At 69.2% G+C, this 21,505-nt stretch carries 19 protein-coding genes; 3 read left to right on the top strand and 16 right to left on the bottom strand.

Annotation, left to right across the window (positions count from 1 at the left end; genetic code table 11):
• Nucleotides 1–62 precede the first annotated feature (62 nt).
• The gene (locus tag ACKOB8_RS06030) at nt 63–1,283 is read left to right on the top strand and encodes a DUF222 domain-containing protein (protein ID WP_526376308.1); all 1,221 of its coding nucleotides are present in this window, start codon (nt 63–65) and stop codon (nt 1,281–1,283) included.
• 14 nt (nt 1,284–1,297) lie between these two features.
• On the opposite strand, the gene ACKOB8_RS06025 is transcribed toward ACKOB8_RS06030, so the two are convergent.
• Nucleotides 1,298–2,413: an Rv3169 family protein gene (locus ACKOB8_RS06025; RefSeq protein WP_526376307.1), complete on the bottom strand. Its 1,116-nt coding sequence runs from the start codon at nt 2,411–2,413 to the stop codon at nt 1,298–1,300.
• Complete coding sequence (locus tag ACKOB8_RS06020; protein ID WP_526376306.1) at nt 2,414–3,559, bottom strand: phosphotransferase family protein; 1,146 nt, start codon at nt 3,557–3,559, stop codon at nt 2,414–2,416. It abuts the gene before it with no gap.
• A 349-nt stretch (nt 3,560–3,908) separates the two neighbouring features.
• Here ACKOB8_RS06020 and ACKOB8_RS06015 point away from each other — a divergent pair, with 349 nt between their 5' ends.
• Both ACKOB8_RS06015 and ACKOB8_RS06010 read left to right on the top strand, forming a co-directional pair.
• Nucleotides 3,909–5,138: a glycosyl hydrolase family 17 protein gene (locus ACKOB8_RS06015; protein WP_526376305.1), complete on the top strand. Its 1,230-nt coding sequence runs from the start codon at nt 3,909–3,911 to the stop codon at nt 5,136–5,138.
• Between the two features lie 9 nt (nt 5,139–5,147).
• Nucleotides 5,148–6,365, top strand: coding sequence for a hypothetical protein (locus ACKOB8_RS06010; RefSeq protein WP_526376304.1), 1,218 nt, complete (start codon nt 5,148–5,150; stop codon nt 6,363–6,365).
• Here ACKOB8_RS06010 and nuoN read toward each other — a convergent pair.
• From nuoN to ACKOB8_RS05940, 14 genes are read right to left on the bottom strand one after another with little or no spacing between them, the layout of a single operon-like run.
• Nucleotides 6,362–7,921, bottom strand: a complete 1,560-nt coding sequence (nuoN, locus tag ACKOB8_RS06005; RefSeq protein WP_526376303.1) for an NADH-quinone oxidoreductase subunit NuoN — start codon at nt 7,919–7,921, stop codon at nt 6,362–6,364. The genes ACKOB8_RS06010 and nuoN overlap by 4 nt on opposite strands.
• Nucleotides 7,921–9,486 (bottom strand): NADH-quinone oxidoreductase subunit M, encoded by a 1,566-nt coding sequence (locus ACKOB8_RS06000; RefSeq protein ID WP_526376302.1) that lies wholly within the window; start codon nt 9,484–9,486, stop codon nt 7,921–7,923. The genes nuoN and ACKOB8_RS06000 overlap by 1 nt, the downstream gene beginning before the upstream one ends.
• A 4-nt stretch (nt 9,487–9,490) precedes the next feature.
• On the bottom strand, nt 9,491–11,386 hold the full coding sequence (gene nuoL, locus ACKOB8_RS05995; RefSeq protein ID WP_526376301.1) for an NADH-quinone oxidoreductase subunit L: 1,896 nt from the start codon (nt 11,384–11,386) through the stop codon (nt 9,491–9,493).
• Between the two features lie 10 nt (nt 11,387–11,396).
• A complete protein-coding gene (gene nuoK / locus ACKOB8_RS05990; protein ID WP_526376300.1) occupies nt 11,397–11,696 on the bottom strand; it encodes an NADH-quinone oxidoreductase subunit NuoK in 300 nt (99 codons plus the stop codon).
• The gene (locus ACKOB8_RS05985; RefSeq protein WP_526376299.1) at nt 11,693–12,424 is read right to left on the bottom strand and encodes an NADH-quinone oxidoreductase subunit J; all 732 of its coding nucleotides are present in this window, start codon (nt 12,422–12,424) and stop codon (nt 11,693–11,695) included. Before ACKOB8_RS05985 ends, nuoK begins: the two co-directional genes overlap by 4 nt.
• Nucleotides 12,421–12,912: an NADH-quinone oxidoreductase subunit NuoI gene (nuoI, locus tag ACKOB8_RS05980; RefSeq protein WP_526376344.1), complete on the bottom strand. Its 492-nt coding sequence runs from the start codon at nt 12,910–12,912 to the stop codon at nt 12,421–12,423. Before nuoI ends, ACKOB8_RS05985 begins: the two co-directional genes overlap by 4 nt.
• 49 nt (nt 12,913–12,961) lie before the next feature.
• On the bottom strand, nt 12,962–14,200 hold the full coding sequence (nuoH, locus tag ACKOB8_RS05975) for an NADH-quinone oxidoreductase subunit NuoH (RefSeq protein ID WP_526376298.1): 1,239 nt from the start codon (nt 14,198–14,200) through the stop codon (nt 12,962–12,964).
• Nucleotides 14,197–16,557: an NADH-quinone oxidoreductase subunit G gene (locus tag ACKOB8_RS05970; RefSeq protein ID WP_526376297.1), complete on the bottom strand. Its 2,361-nt coding sequence runs from the start codon at nt 16,555–16,557 to the stop codon at nt 14,197–14,199. Before ACKOB8_RS05970 ends, nuoH begins: the two co-directional genes overlap by 4 nt.
• Nucleotides 16,554–17,858 carry an NADH-quinone oxidoreductase subunit NuoF gene (gene nuoF, locus ACKOB8_RS05965; RefSeq protein WP_526376296.1) on the bottom strand — a complete coding sequence of 435 codons (1,305 nt, stop codon included), beginning with the start codon at nt 17,856–17,858 and terminating at the stop codon, nt 16,554–16,556. The genes ACKOB8_RS05970 and nuoF overlap by 4 nt, the downstream gene beginning before the upstream one ends.
• A complete protein-coding gene (nuoE, locus tag ACKOB8_RS05960; RefSeq protein ID WP_526376295.1) occupies nt 17,855–18,565 on the bottom strand; it encodes an NADH-quinone oxidoreductase subunit NuoE in 711 nt (236 codons plus the stop codon). The genes nuoF and nuoE overlap by 4 nt, the downstream gene beginning before the upstream one ends.
• 7 nt (nt 18,566–18,572) lie before the next feature.
• A complete protein-coding gene (gene nuoD, locus ACKOB8_RS05955; RefSeq protein ID WP_526376294.1) occupies nt 18,573–19,877 on the bottom strand; it encodes an NADH dehydrogenase (quinone) subunit D in 1,305 nt (434 codons plus the stop codon).
• Entirely contained in the window at nt 19,877–20,548 is a 672-nt protein-coding gene (locus ACKOB8_RS05950) for an NADH-quinone oxidoreductase subunit C (RefSeq protein ID WP_526376293.1), read from the bottom strand. The genes nuoD and ACKOB8_RS05950 overlap by 1 nt, the downstream gene beginning before the upstream one ends.
• Complete coding sequence (locus ACKOB8_RS05945; RefSeq protein ID WP_526376292.1) at nt 20,545–21,099, bottom strand: NADH-quinone oxidoreductase subunit B; 555 nt, start codon at nt 21,097–21,099, stop codon at nt 20,545–20,547. Before ACKOB8_RS05945 ends, ACKOB8_RS05950 begins: the two co-directional genes overlap by 4 nt.
• Nucleotides 21,090–21,449, bottom strand: a complete 360-nt coding sequence (locus ACKOB8_RS05940; protein ID WP_526376291.1) for an NADH-quinone oxidoreductase subunit A — start codon at nt 21,447–21,449, stop codon at nt 21,090–21,092. Before ACKOB8_RS05940 ends, ACKOB8_RS05945 begins: the two co-directional genes overlap by 10 nt.
• Nucleotides 21,450–21,505 lie beyond the last annotated feature (56 nt).

Raw genomic sequence — 21,505 nt, 5'->3', positions numbered from 1 at the left:
GATCGCATCGGCCACCCGGTTCGTTTCAGCGGTTGTCGGGGGGCACCCCTAGTATCGAAAGCATGTTCGAAGACGTGTTGACGATCGACCCGGCGGCCGACGAGAAGGCGCTGGTCGCGCGGATCGAGGCCCTGGAGAGGCTCAAGTCCGCCGCCGCCGCCGCGCAGGCGCGCGCCGCCGCGGCCTTCGCGACGGCCCGGCGGGCCGCCGAGGCCGCCGCCGGAGTGCCGGCCCATCGGCAGGGCCGCGGCGTGGCCGCCGAGATCGCCCTGGCCCGTCGGGATTCCCCGGCCCGCGGCAATCGCCACCTGGGCGTGGCCAACGCCCTGGTGCAGGAGATGCCGCACACGCTCGCCGCACTGCAGAGCGGCGTGCTCTCGGAATGGCGGGCAACGCTGATCGTGCGGGAGAGCGCCTGTTTGGACCTGGCGGACCGGCGCAGCCTGGACGCCGAACTGTGCGCCGATCCGCACCGGCTGGTCGGGCTCGGTGACGGCCGCATCGCCGCTGAGGCGCGCGCGATCGCCTACCGGCTGGATCCGCATGCGGTGGTCGAGCGGGCCGGCCGCGCCGAGCGGGAGCGCACCGTCACCATCCGGCCGGCTCCGGACTGCATGACCTACCTGACCGCGCTGCTTCCGGTGGCCCGGGGTGTCTCGGTCTACGCGGCTCTCAAGCGGGCCGCCGACACCTGCGGCGACGGGCGGGGCCGCGGCCAGGTGATGGCGGACACCCTCGTCGAACGGGTCACCGGCCAGTCCGCGGCGGTCGCCACGCCCATCGCGGTCCACCTGGTCCTCTCCGACGAGAGCCTGCTGGCCGGATCGAGCACGCCGGCGACGGTGCCCGGCTACGGCCCGATCCCCGCCGCGGTGGCCCGACAGCTGATCGCCGCGGCCGGCGCCGACCAGCGCTCCCGGGCGACGCTGCGCAAGCTGTACCGCCACCCGCGGTCGGGGGCGCTGGTGGCGATGGAGTCGCGCTCGCGATTGTTTCCCGCCGGGCTGAGGCATTTCATCGCCCTGCGGGACGGAACCTGCCGGACCCCCTATTGCGACGCCCCGATCCGCCACATCGACCACGCCACGCCGGCCTGCCGCGGCGGGCCGACCAGCGCCGGCAACGGCGACGGCCGGTGCGAGGCGTGCAATTACGTCAAAGAAGCACCCGGCTGGACGGTGGCGACGCGCACCGATGCTGATGGCACCCACACCGTGGAGGTCACCACCCCGACCGGTGCGACCCACCACTCGACCGCCCCGCCGATCGTCGCCGTCGCCTGACGGGGCGCGCACCGCTAGGGCGCGACGGTGAGCCAGTCGGCGAAGCCGGAGGGGTCGTGACGTCCCAGCGCCCCGTGTTCAAAAAGGCCCCAGCCCTCGGCGGCGGTGCCGTCGGGTTGCCGGCACACCGCGCGGCCGACGTGGTCGATCACGCCGAATCCGGCCCTGGCGACGATGGCCGGATCGGTCATGTCATAGGTGCGGCGCTCGGTGAACTTCTCGCCCTTCCACTCGCCGTGCAGCCAGTCGATGTCGCCGCCGTAGCCGCCGCCGACGTGGATGGGCACCGCGAGTTTGGACTCGACGTCGACGTGCAGCGCCCGCCCGTCGGCGTCGGTGGCGTCGATGGTCGCGCCGGTCGGAATCCGGGTGCCCGAGCGGTAGTGGATCGTCACCCGCGGCCAGCCCAACTGCTCGACGCGGCCGTCGCGCCAGATGCGGGTGCAGTCGTTGAGCGAGCGGAACCCGCTGGGCTCCTCCTGGAGGATCACCACGATCGCGAAGTCGTCGAAGGCCATCGGCACATAGAGCCACCACATACCCTCGAACGGTGGATCGGCGGGCCGGCCGGCCGGTTCGCGCTCGCCGACGGGGCGGACGCCCCACGAGCGGTCGCGGGTGCCGATCCACACCGCCGGATCGACGGGGATCTCTTCGCCGTCGACGACCAGTCCGCCGCTCCACGAACCGACCTGGGCGAAGCGCTGGGCGTCGAGGGTGACCCGGGTGCCCGAACGCAGCACGTGGCGCTGCTCCTGGACGACCGGAAAAAGGCCCTCCCAGATCAGGTCGGCCGCCACGCCCTCGGTCTCCTCCAGGACGATCCGGATTTTCCGCAGCGGTTCGATGACCTCGACGTGATAGCCGTTGACGCTCTGGTGCAGACGATTCTGGTCGATCGCGTCGCACAGGTGCACCGCGGTCTGCTCGTCGCCGCGGCGGATCAGCAGGAACGCGTCCTTGACCCCGAGGTTGGGGTAGTAGCCGATGCCGGTGATGACGAACACCCCGCCGCTGCGGTCGTGGGCGTTGAAGTAGGAGCGGTCATAGAAGTTGCGATCCGAGGAGCCGGGCCAGGCGATCGGCTGAGGGACCTGATGGACGGGGTACTCGTCGAGGGGTCCGATCACCTAGTTCTCCTCCTCAAGCAGTCGCCGCAACAAACCCCCGTGATAGAACAGCGACTCGACGTCGCCGGGCTTCTCGATCTCCCCGAAGTGCACGCGGCGGGCACCGGTCCGCATGAACACCACGCACCAGATCACCCCGCAGTAGACGTAGAACCACCGAAGGTCGCCCAACTCGACGCCGGAGAGCCGCCGATAGGTGGCGCGCACGTCGTCCTCGCGCAGGACATCGGGCAGGCCGGGCAGGCCGGCCAGTCCGGCGAGTTCCTGGAAAACCATGTGCGCGAAAATGATCCACGATACGTCGAGCTCGCGCGGACCGATGGTGGCCATCTCCCAGTCCAGCACCGCGACGGGCCGGAAGTCGTCGTAGAGCACGTTGCCGATGCGGGAATCGCCCCAGGTGAGGACCGGCGCGCCAGCGGCGACGTCGGCGGGGAAGTTGTCCTCCAGCCAGGTCAGCGCGCGCTCGACCAGCGGCGAGATGCCGATGTCGGGGACGGCGAACTCGTACCAGTGGCGCAGCCAGGAGAAGTGCCGGCGCAGCGGGGTGTCCCCCGGGGGGTCGGCCTCGGAGAGGAAGCCGAAGGTCGCGGCGGCGTCGGGGATCGCGTGCAGGGTGGCCAGCACCCCCACCGTCGAGTCCTGCAGCACCCGCTGCCGCTCGGCCGGGGCGTCGGCGAACCAGTTGCCGCCGAAGGTGTAGGGCATCACGTCGGGGGGGACGATGCCTTCGACGTGATCCATCAGGAAGAACGGGCTGCCGAGCAGTTCGCCGGTGGGTTCGAGCCAGCGCACCCGCGGTACCGGGACGTCGGTCAGTTCGGAGACCAGCCGGATGACGTCGAACTGGTGGTCCATCCGGTAGGCGGGGAAGACCGGGACGTCATCGGCTTTCGGCGCCACCCGCGCCACCCACTTCTGCTCGACCGGACCGCCGTCGTCCTGCCAGCGCCCGGTGAGGATGATCGTCTCCGAGGACATGCCGTTGGAGTCCACGCCGCTTTCCACGGTGACCTGCGGGGTGGCGCCCAGCTGCGGTGAGAGCCACTCCGAGATCAGGGTGGGGATTTCGGTGACGTCGCGGGCCGACCGCTGCAGGCGCTCCACCTCGGTGTCGACCCGCGGTTGGTCTCGGCGCCCGGCCACGGCCCAACCCTACGTCGTCGGCCCAGGCGGGATCGCCGATTGCTTCGCAGCCCCGCGTTGACAGGCGGTCACCGACCGCATTACGGTCTCGACGTAGCAACCTCAGCCGGGGGCTGCAAGGGGGTGGTGGCCGATGTACGGCGGCGTACGACTGGGTGTGGTGGCGTTCGCCGCCGGCCTGTCCCTGGTGGCGAGTCCCGGGGTGGGCACGGCGGGTGCCGAACAGAATGGAGCAGACCACGAGGCGACCGCCTCGACCGGGCGGGCTACGGCGACGTCGGCCCGTGCGCCCCGAGTCGCGCCAGCCGGCCGCGCACAGCGGTCGGTTCCCCGAGCGTCCGTCGGGTCGATGACAGCACCACCGAAACGGCCATCCGGCGGCCGGGTGTCGGGTACGACGCTCAACCCGGTCTCCGAGTTCCTGCAGGGGGCGCTGCTGCTGCTGCGGAGGCCGACCGCTCCGGCGGTCTCGCCGGCGATCGGGATCGACTTCAGCACCGCTTACGCCCACCCGAAGCCCGGCTACGCCCAGAGCGTGGGCGTGGTCAGCGGTCAGGGCATCACCCGGGTGCGCATGTACGACGTGATTCCCGACGCGCTGAGCGCGATTCAGACCCAGATCCCCACCGCGCGGGTGTCGGTAGCGGTACCCAACGGGTCGGTGTCGCAACTGGCGACCGATCCCAGCTATGCCGCCAGCGTGGTCAGCTCGCTCACGCCGTTCGCGTCGATCGTGGACGCCGTCGTCGTCGGTAACGAGGTCGACACGGCGTTCGTCGGCGATCTGCCCACGGTCACCGCCGCCGTGACGAACATGCAGAACGCGATCGCCGCCGCGCAGCTGCACGTTAAAACCACGGTCTCGTTCACGATGGGCATGGTCACCGGGTCCTATCCGCCGTCGAATGCGACGCTGAATCCGGCGCTGAGCGGGCTGACCGGTCTGCTCCAGGCGCTGAAGGACTACGTCGAGATCGACATCTATCCGCTGCTGACCCTGCAGCAGAACCCGGGCATACCGCTGTCCTACGCCCTGGGTTCGCCGACGTGCCGGAAGAGCAACAACTGCGCCGTGGTCGACCACGGCGTCGTCTACCACAGCCTGTTCTGGGCCGAGTACGACGCGGTCAGGTGGGCATTGAACAAGGCAAACGTGTCGCTGCCGCTCTATGTCGGTGAGACCGGCTGGGCGACCGACTCGTCGGGCGGGGTGTTCCCCAACGCCAACGTCGCCAACGCGCAGGACTACAACCAGAACCTGATCAACAGCCTGCTGGCCACCGGATCGCCGAAGTTCAATCAGCGCGGGTTCCCGACGCACCTCTTCGAATTCATCGACGAGAACCAGAAGACCGACGGCATCTTCGAACAGTTCTGGGGACTCAATGCGTACTCCGGCGGCACGATCAGCGCGAAGTACACCCTCAACCTCACACCGTCGTTGAGCTCGCGGCCCAGATCGGGCCGGGTCCTGGTGGTGGGCAGTGGCGTCGCGGAGGCGACTCAAGTGGTTCCGCGCAACGGCTGGAAGGCCTTCGAGGTGATCGCCGCCGGCGCGAACCCCGGCGGCGACGGGTAGGACTGGAGCATGCCGGGCACCTTCGACGGCCTGGGCGCCCAAAAAGTGGGCGACTCCACGCTGCGGGTGCAGATCAACCATGAGGAGTTCGACGGCGCGATCAGCGAGATCGACCTCGACCTGGGTGCGTTCACCGCAGCGATCGGCACGGCGATCGAGCAGGGCAGCCCGGGTTCGGCCTCCTGGGTCACCTCCGCTCGGCAGGCCTACCGCCGGTGGAGCTCCGACGGCGGCGCGAGCTGGACCGCAACCTCCGACCCGTCGACCACCGCGTTCAGCCGCTTCTGCTCCGGGCAGTCCTACTCTGCCGACACCTTTGGTGCGGGTCGGGGGTTCGTCGACGACATCTACATCACCGGCGAGGAGGTCGGCGGTGGTCGGCTGTTCGCGCTGGATCTGGCCAACCGCGACTTCTATCAGCTCAGTGGGGTAGCCGGGGCGGCACCCGGCGGGGTGGCCGGCATGCCGTTCGACGCGTGGGAGAACGCGGCGCTGGTCGACACCGGCGAGACCGGGCACGTGGCGATCCTGCTCTCGCCGGACGGCGGGACCCGCACCCTGACGCTCTATGTCGGCGAGAAAGGCAAGAACGCCAGCGGCGCGGCGGCCTCGGACTTCCTGTCCCGCAACGGCCTGGCCTACGGCAGCTACTACTACCTCAACGGCGGGCTCCCGGGTGCCGGATCCACCGCTGCCGGCACCTTCGACGCCACGTCGGCCGGCGCGTTGAGCGCCGGGAAACTCGAGGACGTCGACACCAGTCCCGGTGATCCGACCCGGGTTGTCCTGGGCGTGCAGGAAACCGGACTATTCACGTTCGGCTTCGATCTCGACTTCGGCTCGGGCGCGTTCGCGCCGGCTAGCTCAGGCTTCACCGTCACCGGCATCCAGGCCCACAACAACGACACCGACGGACTGTTCGGCGACGCCGACAACGTGGACTGGACCGCGCCCACCGCGCTGGGCGGGCAAGCATTCCCCGACGGGCTGATCTTCGTCAACGAGGACTCCGGGACAGCGAACGGCGAGATCTGGATGATGCGCCCGGACGGCAGCGGCCTGATCAAAATCGCCGACACGATCGGCGTCGACACGGCTGCCGAGACCTCCGGTGTTCTGGACATCTCAGCGCTGGTCGGGTACCGCCCCGGCAGTATTGTGCTGACCGCTAATCAGGGCACCAGGAGTGCACTGACCGTGTTGATCAATCCGGCGGCGCAGCGCTAGTTCAGGAAGACCGCGGCCCGCTCGGCCAGATTGAGCAGGGGCTGAGGAAGCGCGCCGAGGGCGAAGGTGATCAGCGCCGTCAGGCCGATCGCCGCGATGCTCAGCGAGCTCGGTGGTGACACCTCGGGGGCGCCGTCGGGCGGATCGGTGAAGAACATCAGCACGATCACACGCACATAGAAGTAGGCGGCGATCGCGCTGGCCAGCACGCCGATCACGACGAGCGCGATCGCCCCGCCCTCGGCGGCGGCTTTGAACACGGCGAACTTGCTGACGAAGCCGCTCGTCAGCGGGATGCCCGCGAAGGCCAGCAGGAACAGCGAGAAGACCACGCCGGCGACCGGATAGCGGCGGCCCAGTCCGGCCCAGCGGGACAGCTCGGTGCACTCCGCGCCGTCGCTGCCGCGAACCACGCTGACGACGGCGAAGGCGCCGACGGTGCTGAACCCGTAGGCCACCAGATAGAACAGGGTGCCGCTCAGCCCGGCCTGGTTGGCGGCGATGACGCCGGTCAGGATGAAACCGGTGTGCGCCACGGCCGAGTAGGCCAGCATGCGCTTGACGTCCTTCTGGGTCACCGCGGCGATGGTGCCGACCGCCATGGTCACGATCGCGATCGCCCACAGCAGCGGCCGCCACTGGTCTTTGAGCTCAGGTACGGCGACGTAGAACACCCGCAGGATGGCGCCGAACGCCGCGATCTTGGTGGCTGCGGCCATGAACGCGGTGACCGGGGTCGGGGCACCCTGGTACACGTCGGGGACCCAGGCGTGGAACGGGACGGCGCCGACCTTGAACAGCAGCGCCACCGCGACCAGCGAGACGCCGATGAGCGCGAGCCGGGTGTCCGAACCGGCGTCGATGGCTGCGGCGATCCCGGTGAGCCGGAAGGTGCCGGCGTAGCCGTAGAGCAGGGCGGTGCCGAACAGGAAGAAAGCCGAGGAGAACGCACCCAGCAGGAAGTACTTCAACGCGGCCTCCTGCGAGAGCAGGCGGCGGTGGCGGGCCAGCCCGCACACCAGATAGAGCGGAAGCGAGAACACCTCCAGCGCGATGAACATCGTCAGCAGGTCGCCGGAGGCCGGGAAGAGCATCATCCCGCCGACGGCGAACATGGTCAGCGGGAACACCTCGGTCTGTACGACGGCGGCTTTGGTGGCGACCTGTTCGGCCACGCTGCCCGGCACGGCGGAGGCCTGCGGGGTGAAGGCGTGCAGACCTTGCGAGCCGGGCAGTCCGGTGCGCCGTTCGGCGATGAGCAGGACGCCGATCACCGCGACCGCCAAAATTGCGCCCTGCAGGAACAGCGCGGGCCGGTCGATGGTGACCGCCCCGACGACTGCTTGCTGGCCTGCCTGCTGGTCCATCCCGATGCCGCGGTACACCCCGACCAGCGCGGCGAAAGCCAGAACCAAACCGGAGACGCTGAGCACCACCTGGACCGGGTAGCGGCTGCGGCGCGGCAGGAAGGCCTCGATGAGAACGCCCACGATGGCGACGCCGAACACGATCAGCATCGGTGAGAGCACGCCGTACTCGACGCTGGGAGCAGTCATCATCGCGCACCTCCGGCCGTCAGGGTGGGCGGCGGGTCGGGTTGGTTGATCGACGACAGGGTGTCGGCGACCGCCGGGTTGATCACGTCGAGGGCGACCTTCGGGTAGATCCCGAGCACCAGCAGAAGCGCGATCAGCGGCGCGACCACGATCAGCTCGCGCGAACGAAGGTCGCTGATCCGTTCGTTGCCGGCGGTGAGGGGGCCGGTCATCATCCGCTGGTACATCCACAGCACGTACACCGCGGAGAGCACCAGTGCCAGCGTGGCGAACACGGCCAGCGCCGGGTAGCGGGTGAAGGTGCCGATGAGCACCAGGAACTCGCTGATGAAGGGCGCCAGCCCGGGCAGGGACAGGGTGGCCAGTCCGGCGATGAGGAAGGTGCCGGCCAGCACCGGAGCCACCTTCTGCACCCCGCCGTAGTCGGCGATGGCGCGGGTCCCGCGGCGGCTGACCAGAAAACCGGCGATGAGGAACAGTGCCGCGGTGGCGATGCCGTGATTGACCATGTAGAGCGTCGACCCGGACTGACCCTGGCTGGTCATCGCGAAGATGCCCAGGATGATGAACCCGAAGTGGCCGATCGAGGTGTAGGAGATCAGCCGCATGACGTCGGTCTGCCCGATCGCGACGACCGCACCATAGATGATGCCGATGACCGCGAGGGTGACGATCAGCGGCCGGAACGTGGTCGAGGCGTCACCGAACAGCGGCAGACAGTAGCGCAGCATCCCGAACGTGCCTACCTTGTCCATCACCGCCATCATCAGCACCGCCGACGCCGGGGTGGCGTGCACTGCGGCGTCGGGCAGCCAGCGGTGCAGCGGCCACAGCGGTGCTTTGACCGCGAAGGCGAACATGAATCCGGCGAACAGCGCGTTGGCCACCGCGGGCGCGATCACGAACTGCCCGGAGGCCACCGCGTCGGCGATCTCGCGGAAGTCGAAGGTGCCGCCGCCGAACACGCCGGAGTTGGCGGTGACCACGTACAGGCCGACCACCGCGGCGAGCATCACCAGCCCGCCGAAGAGGTTGTAGAGCAGGAACTTCACCGCAGCCTTGGATTTCTCCGGGCCGCGCGCGCCGAAGCCGCCGATGAGGAAGTACATCGGGATGAGCATCGCCTCGAAGAAGACGTAGAACAGCAGTATGTCCAAGGAGGTCAGTGAGACCAGCACCATGCCCTCGACCGCGAGCATCAGCGCGACGTAGCCGTGCGGTGCGCGACTGGACGGCTGGTCGTCGGCGTCGTGCCAGCCGGCGATCAGCAGCAGCGGCATCAGCACGGCGGTGAGTACCACCAGCGACAGGGCGATGCCGTCCACGCCGAGGATGTAGCCGGTCCCGAAGGAGCGGATCCACACGTGCTTCTCGACGAACTGGTAGCGCTCGCCGGCCGGGTCGAACTGCACCGCCAGCACGACGGTCAGCGCCAGAACGGTCAGCGAGACGGCCAGCCCGGCGTACTTGGCAACCCCGCGAAGCGATCGAGGCAGCACGATGATGATCACCGCGCCCACAATGGGCAGCGCCCACAGCAGGGTCAGCCACGGGAAGCTGGTCACGCCATCACCTCCACGCCGTGGTGATCAGGACGAATCCGACGACGAGGGCGGCGCCGGCCAGCATCGACAGCGCGTAGGTGCGGGCGAAGCCGGTCTGCAGGCCGCGCAGCCCGTCGGAGACCCGGCCGACTCCGCGGGCCAGTCCGCCGACCCCGCCGTCGATGGCGCGGTCGTCGACGGCGACCAACGCTTTGGTCAACTGCTGGCCGGTCCGCATGAACGCGGCCTCGTTGAGAGCGTCGCCGTAGAGGTCCCGGCGCGCGGCGACGGTCAGCGCCGAGACGTCGGCGGGGGCGTCGCGGAGCACCTCGCGCAGCGCGTACTGCCGGTAGGCGATGAGCACCCCGACGGCGACCGCGCCCAGCGCCAGCGTGGTGGTCACCCACACCGGGACGTGATGGTGGGCCTCGTGGGTCCCCACGACAGGCTCGAGCCAGCGGCCCAGGGTGTGCCCGACGGCCAGGACCGCGCCCGCGCCGACCGAACCCAGTGCCAGCACCACCATCGGCGCGGTCATCACCGCCGGGGACTCGTGCGGGTGGACCGCCGGGTCGTTCTCCTTCCAGCGCGGCCGACCGAAGAAGGTCAGCAGCATCACCCGCGTCATGTAGAAGGCGGTGATCGCCGCGCCCAGCAGAGCGGCCCCGCCGAGCAGCACCGCCTTGATCCCGCCGGAGTTGACGGCGGTCTCGATGATCGCGTCCTTGGAGAAGAAGCCGGCGAACGGAGGCACGCCGATGATGGCCAGATAGCCCAGCCCGAACGTCACGAAGGTGACCGGCAGCAGCGTGCGCAGCCCGCCGTAGCGGCGCATGTCGGTCTCCTCGTCCATGGCGTGCATGACCGAACCGGCGCCGAGGAACAATCCCGCCTTGAAGAAGCCGTGGGTCAGCAGATGCATGATCGCCACCGCGTAGCCGGCCGGTCCCAGACCGGCGGCCATCACCATGTAGCCGATCTGGCTCATCGTGGAGGCCGCCAGTGCTTTCTTGATGTCGTCCTTGGCGCAGCCGATGACCGCCCCGAAGAGCAGGGTGACCGCGCCGACGGTGACCACCGCGGTCTGAGCGGCCGGGGCCAGGTTGAACACCGGACCGGAGCGCACGATCAGATACACCCCGGCGGTGACCATGGTGGCCGCGTGGATCAGGGCCGAGACCGGGGTGGGGCCCTCCATCGCGTCACCCAGCCAGGACTGCAGCGGGACCTGCGCGCTCTTCCCGCACGCTCCCAGCAGCAGTAGCAGGCCGACCGCGTTGAGGGTGCCCTCGCTCATCGCGGGCGCGGCGGCGAACACCTCGGCGTAGCCGACCGTGCCGACCGCGGCGAACAGCACCATCAGTGCGACCGCCAGGCCCATGTCGCCGACCCGGTTGACCACGAAGGCCTTCTTGGCCGCGGTGGCGGCGCTGGGCTTGTGGTACCAGAACCCGATCAGCAGATAGGAGGCCAGGCCCACGCCTTCCCAGCCGAGGTAGAGGCCGAGGTAGTTGTCGGCCAGCACGAGCAGCAGCATCGCCGCGACGAACAGGTTGAGGTAGGCGAAGAAACGCCGGCGGTCGGGGTCGTGGGACATGTAGCCGATCGAGTAGAGGTGAATCAGTGCGCCGACGCCGGTGATCAGCAGCACGAAGCAGATCGACAGGGTGTCCAGCTGCAGGCCGAAGTCCACCCGCAGCACGCCGACCGGGACCCAGGAGAACAGCACCTCGCGCAGCAGGCGGTCCTCGGCCGGCTGGCCGAGCAGGTGGGCGAAAAGGGCAGTGCCGCACAGGAATGAGCCGATCACGGTGGCACACCCCAGCAGGTGGCCCCAGGCGTTGGTGGCCTTACCGCCGAGCAGCAGCACCACCGCCCCGATCAGGGGCAGCGCAATAGTCAGCCAGAGCAGTGTCGTCATCAGCAATCCGTCAATGCCGCAGCAGGTGGGCTTCGTCGACGTCGGAGCTGCGTCGGGTGCGGTAGATGGTGACGATGATGGCGAGCCCGACGACCACCTCGCAGGCCGCCACCACCATGGTGAAGAACGCCACCGCCTGACCGTCAAGACTTCCGTGCATGCGGGCGAAGGTGACGAAGGCCAGATTGGCCGCGTTGAGCATCAATTCCACGCACATGAACATGACGATCGCATTGCGCCGCAGCAGCACGCCGGCCGCACCGATGGTGAACAGCAGGGCCGATAAATAGAGGTAGTTCACCGGGTTCATCGCGACCCCCGGACGGTCGCGCTCACCGATGTCCGCTCTTCGGAACCGTCGGGCAGTAGCGCGGGGGTATCGACGGCGTTGCGCCGCGCGTAGACGCCCGGGTTGGGCAGCGGCGTGGCGCGCTCCCCGGTGCGGAAGCGTTCGATGACCATCTCACGCTGGGTCTTGCGCCGACCGACGCGTTCGCGGTGGGCCAGCACCATCGCGCCGAGCGCGGCGGTGATCAGCAGGGCGCTGGTGAGTTCGAAGGCCCACAGGTAGCGGGTGAAGATCAGCGCCGCGAGACCCTCGACGTTGCCGCCGGCGTTGGCCTGGGTGAGTCCGACGAACGGGCGGGTGGACGCCGTGCCGATCGCGGCGATCAGCAGGACGCCGAAGCCCACCCCGGCCAGGATGCCCGCGAGGCGCTGTCCCCGGATGGTTTCGACCAGCGACTGCGCGGAATCCACCCCGACGAGCATCAGGACGAACAGGAACAGCATCATCACCGCGCCGGTGTAGACGACCACCTGCACGACGCCGAGGAACACCGCGTCCTGGGCGACGTACATGATCGCCAGGGAGATCATCGTGGTCGCCAGGAAGATCGCCGAGTACACCGCCTTGGGGGCGGCGATGACGCCGATCGCGCCGAGCACCGCCAGCGCGCCGAGGATCCAGAAGGTGACGGCCTCGGCGGTGGTGGTGCGGGTGAGCGCCTCGGCCGAGGACACCGCCAGCGGGATCATCGGCGCACCTCCCGGCCCTGCAGGCCGCGCGGGGTGATCCGGCCCCGGTAGTAGTCCTCGTCGGTGGACTCGGCCGCCATCGGATGCGGGGGTTCGACCATCCCCGGTTGCAGCGGCGCGAGCAGTTTGTCCTTGCCGTAGATCAGGTCGGAGCGGTTGTCGTCGGCCATCTCGTAGTCACCGGTCATCGTCAGCGCCCGGGTCGGGCAGGCCTCGATACACAGCCCGCATCCGATGCAGCGCAGGTAGTTGATCTGATAGACCCGCCCATAGCGTTCGCCGGGGGAGTACCGCTCGGTCTCGGTGTTGTCCGCGCCCTCGACGTAGATCGCGTCGGCCGGGCACGCCCAGGCGCACAACTCGCAGCCGATGCATTTCTCCAGACCGTCGGGATAGCGGTTGAGTTGGTGTCGGCCGTGGTAGCGCGGCGCGACCGGACCGGGCTCCTCCGGGTACTGCTCGGTGATGGGCTTCTTGAACATCGTCATGAAGGTCACCCGGAACCCGGCGAGTGCGTCGAGGAAGCGGAAGCGGGGCTTAGGCACGGGTGGGCTCCTTGACCTTGGAGGGCATCGGCGGGACCGGGAAGCTGCCCGCACCCGGAGGCGGCGGCGGGGGCGGCGGCAGGACTTCACGTTCGGCGGCCCGGCGCCGCAGTGCGTTGACCGCCAGCAGCACCGCCAGCAGCGCCGTCGCCGCAACCAGGCTGGGAACCGCGCCGGTCAGGTCGGCGGTGCGCAGCACGGCGACGACGAGTATCCACACCAGCGACACCGGGATCAGCAGCTTCCAGCCGATCGCCATGAACTGGTCATAGCGCAGCCGGGGCAGCGTCGCCCGCAACCACATGAAGACGAACAGGAACACCCACACCTTGGCGACGAACCACAGCAACGGCCACCAGCCGCTGTTCGCGCCGTCCCACATGCTGAGCGGCCACGGGGCGCGCCAGCCACCGAGGAACATCGTGGCGGCCAGCGCGGAGACGGTGGTCATGTTGACGTACTCGGCAAGGAAGAACATCGCGAACTTCAGCGACGAGTACTCGGTGTGGAATCCGCCGACCAGTTCGCCTTCGGCCTCGGGCAGGTCGAAGGGAGCGCGGTTGGTCTCGCCGACCATCGCGATGATGTACACCGCGAACGACGGCAGCAGCAGCACGACGAACCAGACCCGGGTCTGGGCGTCGACGATGCCCGAGGTGGACATGGTGCCCGCGTAGAGGAAGACCGCGGCGAAGGTCAGCGCCATGGCGATCTCGTAGGAGATCACCTGCGCGCTGGAGCGCAGTCCGCCCAGCAGCGGATAGGTCGAACCGGAGGCCCAGCCGGCCAGCACGATTCCGTAGACGCCGATCGAGGAGATCGCGAGCACGTAGAGAACCGCGACCGGCAGGTCGGTCAGCTGCAGCGGCGTCTGGTGGCCGAACACCGAAACCACCGGACCCAGCGGGATCACCGCGAAGGCCATGATCGCGGTGATCACCGAGATGACCGGTGCGAGAAGGTAGAGGGGCTTGTCGACCCCGGCCGGGATCAGGCCCTCCTTGAGGGCCAGTTTGATGCCGTCGGCCAGTGACTGCAGCAGCCCGAACGGCCCGACCCGGTTCGGCCCGAAGCGCATCTGCATGCGGCCCAGCAGCTTTCGCTCGACGAGGATCGCCACCAGCACGGTCAGCAGCAGGAAGGCGAAGACGCCCACGGCCTTGGCGCCGATCAGCCACCAGGGATCGTGGCCGAAGACGGCCGGGTCGGGGTAACTCGCTGCGTAGTTCACTGCGCACCCCCCGACCTGATCTGGACGACCGCGCCTGTGCCGACGCCGAGTTGGCGGTGGACCGCGCTGCCCGGGGAGTTCAGCGGCAGCCACACCACCCGGTCCGGCATGTCGGTGACCGCCAGCGGCAGGCTGATCGACCCGCGCCCGGTCGAGACCGTCACCATCGCGCCCTCGGTCGCGCCGATGCCGGCGGCCGTTGCGGCCGACATCCTCGCCACGGGCGGTCGCGCGGTGCCGGCCAGATGCGGCTCGCCGTCCTGCAGGCGCCCGGCGTCGAGCAGCGGACGCCACCCGGCGAGCACCGCCTCGTGATTGTCGAGCACCGGAGCCGACGCCGGATCGGTCTTCGGTGCGGAACTCCGCGCGCCGCCCCACGGGCCGAGCCGGTCCCGTTCGGCGCGGGCTTCGCCGGCCGTGCGGAAGCCGAGGTCGACGCCGAGTTCGTCGGCGAGGGTCTGCAGCACCCGCAGGTCGGGCGCCGCGTTGGAGTCCAGCGCCGCGTCGAAGGGCCGAGACCGGCCCTCCCAGTTGGTGAACGATCCCGCCTTCTCCGCCACCGGGGCCACCGGGAACACCACGTCGGCCAGCGCGGTCACCTCCGACTCGCGCAACTCGAGGCTGACCACGAATCCGGCGGCCTCGATGGCGGCCAGGGCGGCCGACGGGTCGGCGAGGTCGGTGAGCTCGACGCCGGCGACGAGAATCGAGTCCAGTTCGCCGAGTGCGGCCGCGGCCAGGATCGCCGTGGTGTCGCGGCCCGGCTCGGCGGGCAGCTCGCCGGCACTCCAGAAGCGGGCGGTCTCCTCGCGGGCGGCCGGGTCCGCGACGGGCCGTCCGCCCGGCAGCAGGTTGGGCAGGCAGCCCGCGTCGAGCGCGCCGCGCTCGCCCGCCCGCCGGGGGATCCAGGCCAGGCGCGCGCCGGTAGCGGTGGCCAGCCGGGCCACCGCGGACAGAGCGCCGGGGCTCGTTGCCAGCCGTTCGCCGACCAGGATCACCGCGCCTGGAGTGATGTCGCCGGCCAGCGCGTCCAACGCGGCGGCCTCACCGCCGGGTGCGGTGGCGATGACGCGGCCATCGAGTTTGACGGTGCCCCGCGACGCGAACGGCGCGATCGTCACCACACGCAGGCCGTGCTTGCGCACGGCCTTGCGCAGCCGCAGGTACACGATCGGCGATTCCTCTTCGGGCTCGAAGCCGACCAGCAGCACCATCGAGGCGGCCTCCAGGTCGGCGTAGCCGACCTCGGTGCGGCCGGCCACGTGTGCGGCCAGGAACGCGGTCTCCTCGTCGGAGATCGGCCTGGCCCGGAAGTCGATGTCGTTGGTGCCCAGGGCGATCCGGGCGAACTTCGCGTAGGCGTAGGCGTCCTCGGCCGTCACCCGCCCGCCGACCAGAACCCCGGCCCGGCCGGACGTCAGACCGTTGACGGCCCGCTCGATGGCTTCCGACCACGACGCCGTGCGCAGGCTGCCGTGGTCGTCGCGCACCATCGGGGTGCTGATCCGATCACCGACGCGGGCGTAGGTGAAGGCCCACCGGCCCTTGTCGCAGTTCCACTCCTCGTTGACCTCCGGGTCGTCGCCGGCGAGCCGGCGCAGCACCACGCCGCGGCGGTGATCGGTGCGTTGCGCACAGCCGGACGCGCAGTGCTCGCACACACTCGGCGAGGAGATCAGATCGACCGGGCGCGCCCGGAACCGGTATGCGGTGCCGGTCAGCGCCCCGACCGGGCAGATCTGCACGGTGTTGCCGCTGAAGTAGGAGTCGAACGCCTCCCCGCCGGCGATGCCCACCTGCTGCAGCGCACCGCGCTCGAGCAGTTCGATGAACGGGTCGCCGGCGATCTGGTTGGAGAACCGGGTGCAGCGTGCGCACAACACACAGCGCTCGCGGTCCAGCAGTACCTGGCTGGAGAGGTTGATCGGCTTGGGGAAGGTGCGCTTGACGTCGGTGAAGCGGGTCTCCGCGCGGCCGTTGGACATCGCCTGGTTCTGCAGCGGGCACTCGCCGCCCTTGTCGCAGATCGGGCAGTCCAGCGGGTGGTTGATCAGCAGCAACTCCATGACGCCGTGCTGGGCGGCGTCGGCGGCCTCGGAGGTCACCTGGGTGCGCACCACCATGCCGTCGGTGACCGTGGTGGTGCAGCTGGCCATCGGTTTGCGCTGGCCCTCGACCTCCACCAGGCACTGGCGGCAGGCGCCGACGGGATCGAGCAGCGGGTGGTCGCAGAACCGCGGTATCTGCACGCCGATCAGTTCGGCGGCGCGGATCACCAGCGTGCCCTTGGGAACCGACAGTGTCGTGTCGTCGATGGTGAGGGTCACCAACTCGATGTCGGGGGGCGCCTGCGTCATCGGGCCGCTCCCTGGGGGGCCGCGAGCATCGAGGCGTAGGGGTCGAAGGGGCAGCCGCCGGACAGGTGTGCCTCGTATTCGGGCCGGAAGTACTGCAGCGACGAGAGGATCGGCGCGGCCGCGCCGTCGCCGAGCGCGCAGAACGACTTGCCGTTGATCGTGTCGGAGATGTCCAGGAGCTTGCCGAGATCCTCGGCGTCGGCGCGGCCCTCTTCGAGGCGTTCGTAGATCTGCGCCAGCCAGTAGGTCCCCTCCCGGCAGGGGGTGCACTTGCCGCAGGACTCGTGCGCGTAGAACTGGGTCCATCGCCGCACCGCGCGCACCACGCAGGTGGTTTCGTCGAAGATCTGCAGCGCCTTGGTGCCCAGCATCGAACCGGCCGACGCCATGCCCTCGTAGTCCAGCGGCGTGTCGAGGTGCTCAGCGGTGAGCAGCGGAGTCGAGGACCCGCCCGGGGTCCAGAACTTCAGTTCGTGTCCGGTGCGCACACCGCCGGCGTAGTCCAGCAGTTCGCGCAGCGTGATGCCCAGCGGCGCCTCGTACTGTCCGGGACGGTTGACGTGCCCGGACAGCGAGTAGAGCGTGAAGCCGGGCGACTTCTCGGTGCCCATCGACTTGAACCAGTCCACCCCGTTGGCCAGGATCGGCGGGACCGATGCGATCGACTCGACGTTGTTGACCACTGTCGGGCAGGCGTAGAGGCCGGCGACGGCGGGGAAGGGCGGGCGCAGCCGGGGCTGGCCGCGGCGACCCTCCAGCGAGTCCAGCAGGGCGGTCTCCTCACCGCAGATGTAGGCCCCGGCGCCGGCGTGCACGACCACGTCCAGGTCGAAACCCGAGCCGAGGATGTCGGTGCCCAGGAAGCCCGCCGCATACGCCTCGGCGACGGCGGCCCGCACCCGGCGCAGCACGCTGACCACCTCGCCGCGCAGATAGATGAATGCGTGCCGCGCGCCGATCGCGTAGGCGGCGATGATCACGCCCTCGATCAGGAAGTGCGGCGTGGTCATCATCAGCGGCATGTCCTTGCAGGTGCCGGGTTCTGACTCGTCGGCGTTGATCACCAGGTAGCGCGGCTTGGCCGAGTTGCGGTCGATGAACCCCCACTTGGTGCCGGTGGGGAATCCCGCCCCGCCGCGTCCGCGCAATCCGGACTCCTTGACCTCGGCGATGACGGCTTCCGGGGACATGTCCAGCGCCCGGCGCAACCCCTGATACCCGTCGTTCTGCTGATAGGTCCGCAGCGTCCACGGCGCCGCCGCGTCCCAGAAGCGGCTCAGCACCGGTGTGAGCGGGGTCATGCGTTCCTCCCGAGTTCGCGGGCGACCCGAAGGCCGGCGAGCGTGGCCTCGCCCGGTCCGGCCCCGGCGTCGCGGTCGATACCGGCATCGAGGCCGGCCAGTTCCCGCTGGATCTGGGTGAACCCGCACAGCGGGCCGCCGCGGCTCGGGGTGACCGTGCCGCCGCCGCGCAGCGTGGTGACGAGTTCGCGTGCGCTGGTAGGGGTCTGATTGTCGAAGAACTCCCAGTTCACCATCACCACCGGCGCGTAGTCGCATGCGGCGTTGCATTCCACATGCTCGAGGGTGATCCGCCCGTCCGCGGTGGTCTGCCCGTGGTGGATGCCGAGTTCGTCCTGCAGCGCCTCGAGGATGGCGTCGCCGCCCATGATCGCGCACAGGGTGTTCGTGCAGACCCCGACGAGGTACTCCCCGGTCGGGGTGCGCCGGTACATCGAGTAGAACGTCGCCACCGCGGTGACCTCGGCGTCGGTGAGGTCGAGTTGGTCCGCGCAGAAGGCGATGCCGGCCTTGGTCACATAGCCGTCCTGGGCCTGGACGAGGTGCAACAGCGGCAACAGCGCCGAGCGCGGCTCGGGATAGCGGGCGATGATGCCTTCGGCATCGGCGGCCAGCCGTTGGGTCACCTCGTCCGGATAGGACTGCGGACCACCGACCGGCGGCCCGGGTTCGTCGGGCCGCGGCCCGAGCGTCAGGTCGATCGTCATCGGGCACTCACCTGTCCACTCCGCCCATCACCGGATCAATGCTTGCCACCGCGGCGATCACGTCGGCGACCATGCCGCCCTCGCACGTCGCCGCCACCGCCTGCAGGTTGGTGAAGCTCGGGTCGCGGTAGTGCACCCGGTAGGGCCGGGTTCCGCCGTCGGAGACCATGTGCACGCCGAGCTCGCCGCGCGGCGACTCGACCGCGGTGTAGACCTGCCCGGCCGGCACCCGGATGCCTTCGGTGACGAGCTTGAAGTGATGGATCAGTCCCTCCATCGAGGTGCCCATGATCTTGGCGATGTGGGCCGGGGAGTTGCCCAGGCCGTCCGGACCGACCTTCAGGTCCGCCGGCCAGGCGAGTTTCTTGTCCTCGATCATCACCGGGCCGGGCTCCAGGCGCTTGAGGCACTGCTCGACGATGCGCAGCGACTGGGTCATCTCGCCGACCCGAATCAGGTAGCGCCCGTAGCAGTCCGCCCCGTCGTCGGTGACGACGTCGAAGTCGTAGTTCTCGTACCCGCAATACGGCTGGGACTTGCGCAGGTCGTGCGGCAACCCGGTGGACCGCAACACCGGGCCGGTGATGCCCAGCGCCATGCACCCGGTCAGGTCGAGGTAGCCGACTCCCTGCGTGCGGGCCTTCCAGATGTAACTCTCGGTGAGCAGGTCGGAGAGCTCGCGCAGCCGGCCGGGCAGGATCTTCACCAGGTCCGCGATTCGGGACGACCCGTCCGGGGGAAGGTCGGCGGCCAGCCCGCCGGGGCGGATGTAGGCATTGTTCATCCGCAGGCCGGTGATCGCCTCGAACGTGCTCAGGATCAGCTCGCGCTCGCGGAAGCCGAAGAACATCGGCGTCATCGCGCCCAGTTCCATGCCGCCGGTGGCCAGGGCCACCAGATGCGAGGAGATCCGGTTGAGCTCCATGAGCATCACCCGGATCACCGAGGCGCGCGGCGGGATCGCGTCGGTGATGCCCAGCAGTCGTTCCACGCCCAGGCAGTAGGCGGTCTCGTTGAAGAACGGTGACAGATAGTCCATCCGGGTGACGAAGGTCACGCCCTGGGTCCAGGTCCGGTACTCCAGATTCTTCTCGATCCCGGTGTGCAGATAGCCGATGCCGCAGCGGGCTTCGACCACCGTCTCGCCCTCGATTTCCAGGATCAGCCGCAGCACGCCGTGGGTGGACGGGTGCTGGGGACCCATGTTCACCACGATCCGCTCACCGGCCTCACCGGCACGGGCGGCGGCGAGGACTTCCTCCCAGTCCTGGCCGCCGAGGACGATTGCGGTCTCCGACTCAGACGTGCTCATCAGTGATACGACCTGCGCTGGTCGGGCGGGGGGATCTGGGCGCCGTGGTACTCCACCGGCACGCCGCCGAGTGGATAGTCCTTGCGCTGCGGATGACCGACCCAGTCGTCGGGCATCTCGATGCGGGTGAGCCCGGGATGGCCGTCGAACACGATGCCGAAGAAGTCGTAGGTCTCGCGTTCGTGCCAGTCGCAGGTGGGGTACACCGAGAACAGCGACGGGATGTGCGGGTCGCCGTCGGGGCAGGAGACCTCGAGTTGCAGCCGCCGGTTGTGGGTGATCGACATCAGCGGATAGAACGCGCGCAGTTCCCGGCCGGCGTCGTCGGGGTAGTGCACACCCGATACGCCGCAACACAATTCGAAGCGCAGCTGATCGTCATCGCGCAGCGCCGAGGCCACGGCGATCAGGTGTTCGCGACGGACATCGAGGGTCAGCTGTTCGCGGAACACGACGACGCGCTCGACGGCCGCGTCGAATACGTCGGCGCCCAGAACCTCGGCGAGCCGATCGACAATCTCGTCGAAGTAGCCGCCGTACGGGCGCGGCGTGCCGCCCGGCAGGGTGACCTTGCTGACCAGACGGCCGTAGCCGGAGGTGTCCCCGCTGCCCTCGATACCGAACATGCCGTGGCGGGTGGTGATCACCTCGCCGCGCTCTTCCTCACTCACCGCAGCAGACCCTTGAGTTCGAGAGTGGGTTGCGAGGCGAGCGCGGCCTGCTCGGCTGCGGCCACCGCTTCGGCCCGGTGCACCCCCAGCGGCATCTCAGCGATTTTGGCGTGCAGGGTGAGGATCGCGTTGAGCAGCATCTCCGGGCGGGGCGGGCAACCGGGCAGATAGATGTCGACGGGCACCACGTGATCCACCCCCTGCACCACCGCGTAGTTGTTGAACATCCCCCCGCTGGATGCGCATACTCCCATCGCGAGCACCCACTTGGGTTCGGCCATCTGGTCGTAGACCTGGCGCAGCACCGGGGCCATCTTCTGACTGACCCGCCCGGCCACGATCATCAGGTCGGCCTGGCGGGGAGTGGCCGAGAACCGCTCCATGCCGAAGCGGGCGATGTCGAAGCGCGGGGACGCGGTGGCCATCATCTCGATCGCGCAGCAGGCCAAGCCGAAGGTGGCGGGCCACAGCGAACCCTTGCGGAAGTAGCCGGCGACTTTCTCCACGGTGGACAGCAGGATGCCCCCCGGGAGTGATTCCTCTAATCCCACTCAAGACCTCCCCGTCGCCATACGTAGGCGTAGGCGACGAACACCGTCGCCATGAAGATGGCCATTTCGACCAGCGCGAAAAGGCCGAGCTGGTCAAACGACACCGCCCACGGATACAGAAACACGATCTCAATGTCGAACACGATGAACAGCATCGCCGTCAGGTAGTACTTGATCGGGAAGCGCTGGCCGATCGGTTCGCCGCTCATCGGTTCGATCCCGCACTCGTAAGCGGCGAGCTTGGCGCGATTGAAGCGGCGCGGCCCGACCACCAGAGCCACCACCACCGACACCACCGCGAAAGCAGCAGCGATAGCGCCGAGGACCAGGATTGGCGTGTAGAGGTTCAAACCGCTCAATCCTTCCTCGCTCAGGCGGCCGGTGGGGATCCGACTCAGCCTAGCGG

The sequence above is a fragment of the Mycobacterium sp. genome (genome assembly GCF_046091765.1).
GTDB lineage: Bacteria > Actinomycetota > Actinomycetes > Mycobacteriales > Mycobacteriaceae > Mycobacterium.
This window is presented reverse-complemented; position numbering and strand designations above follow the sequence as displayed.

What these genes read in the sequence shown, in the direction of transcription:
- ACKOB8_RS06015 (WP_526376305.1), top strand. Translation starts at nt 3,909, where the DNA reads ATGACAGCACCACCGAAACGGCCATCCGGCGGCCGGGTGTCGGGTACG.
- nuoE (WP_526376295.1), bottom strand. Translation starts at nt 18,565, where the DNA reads ATGACGATCGACCTGACGCTCGGGCCGCGGCCCGACGAACCCGGGCCG.
- nuoD (WP_526376294.1), bottom strand. Translation starts at nt 19,877, where the DNA reads ATGAGCACGTCTGAGTCGGAGACCGCAATCGTCCTCGGCGGCCAGGAC.
- nuoK (WP_526376300.1), bottom strand. Translation starts at nt 11,696, where the DNA reads ATGAACCCGGTGAACTACCTCTATTTATCGGCCCTGCTGTTCACCATC.
- ACKOB8_RS05985 (WP_526376299.1), bottom strand. Translation starts at nt 12,424, where the DNA reads ATGATCCCGCTGGCGGTGTCCTCGGCCGAGGCGCTCACCCGCACCACC.
- nuoF (WP_526376296.1), bottom strand. Translation starts at nt 17,858, where the DNA reads ATGACCCCGCTCACACCGGTGCTGAGCCGCTTCTGGGACGCGGCGGCG.
- ACKOB8_RS06010 (WP_526376304.1), top strand. Translation starts at nt 5,148, where the DNA reads ATGCCGGGCACCTTCGACGGCCTGGGCGCCCAAAAAGTGGGCGACTCC.
- ACKOB8_RS06030 (WP_526376308.1), top strand. Translation starts at nt 63, where the DNA reads ATGTTCGAAGACGTGTTGACGATCGACCCGGCGGCCGACGAGAAGGCG.
- nuoN (WP_526376303.1), bottom strand. Translation starts at nt 7,921, where the DNA reads ATGACTGCTCCCAGCGTCGAGTACGGCGTGCTCTCACCGATGCTGATC.
- ACKOB8_RS05970 (WP_526376297.1), bottom strand. Translation starts at nt 16,557, where the DNA reads ATGACGCAGGCGCCCCCCGACATCGAGTTGGTGACCCTCACCATCGAC.
- nuoI (WP_526376344.1), bottom strand. Translation starts at nt 12,912, where the DNA reads ATGACGATGTTCAAGAAGCCCATCACCGAGCAGTACCCGGAGGAGCCC.
- nuoL (WP_526376301.1), bottom strand. Translation starts at nt 11,386, where the DNA reads ATGACGACACTGCTCTGGCTGACTATTGCGCTGCCCCTGATCGGGGCG.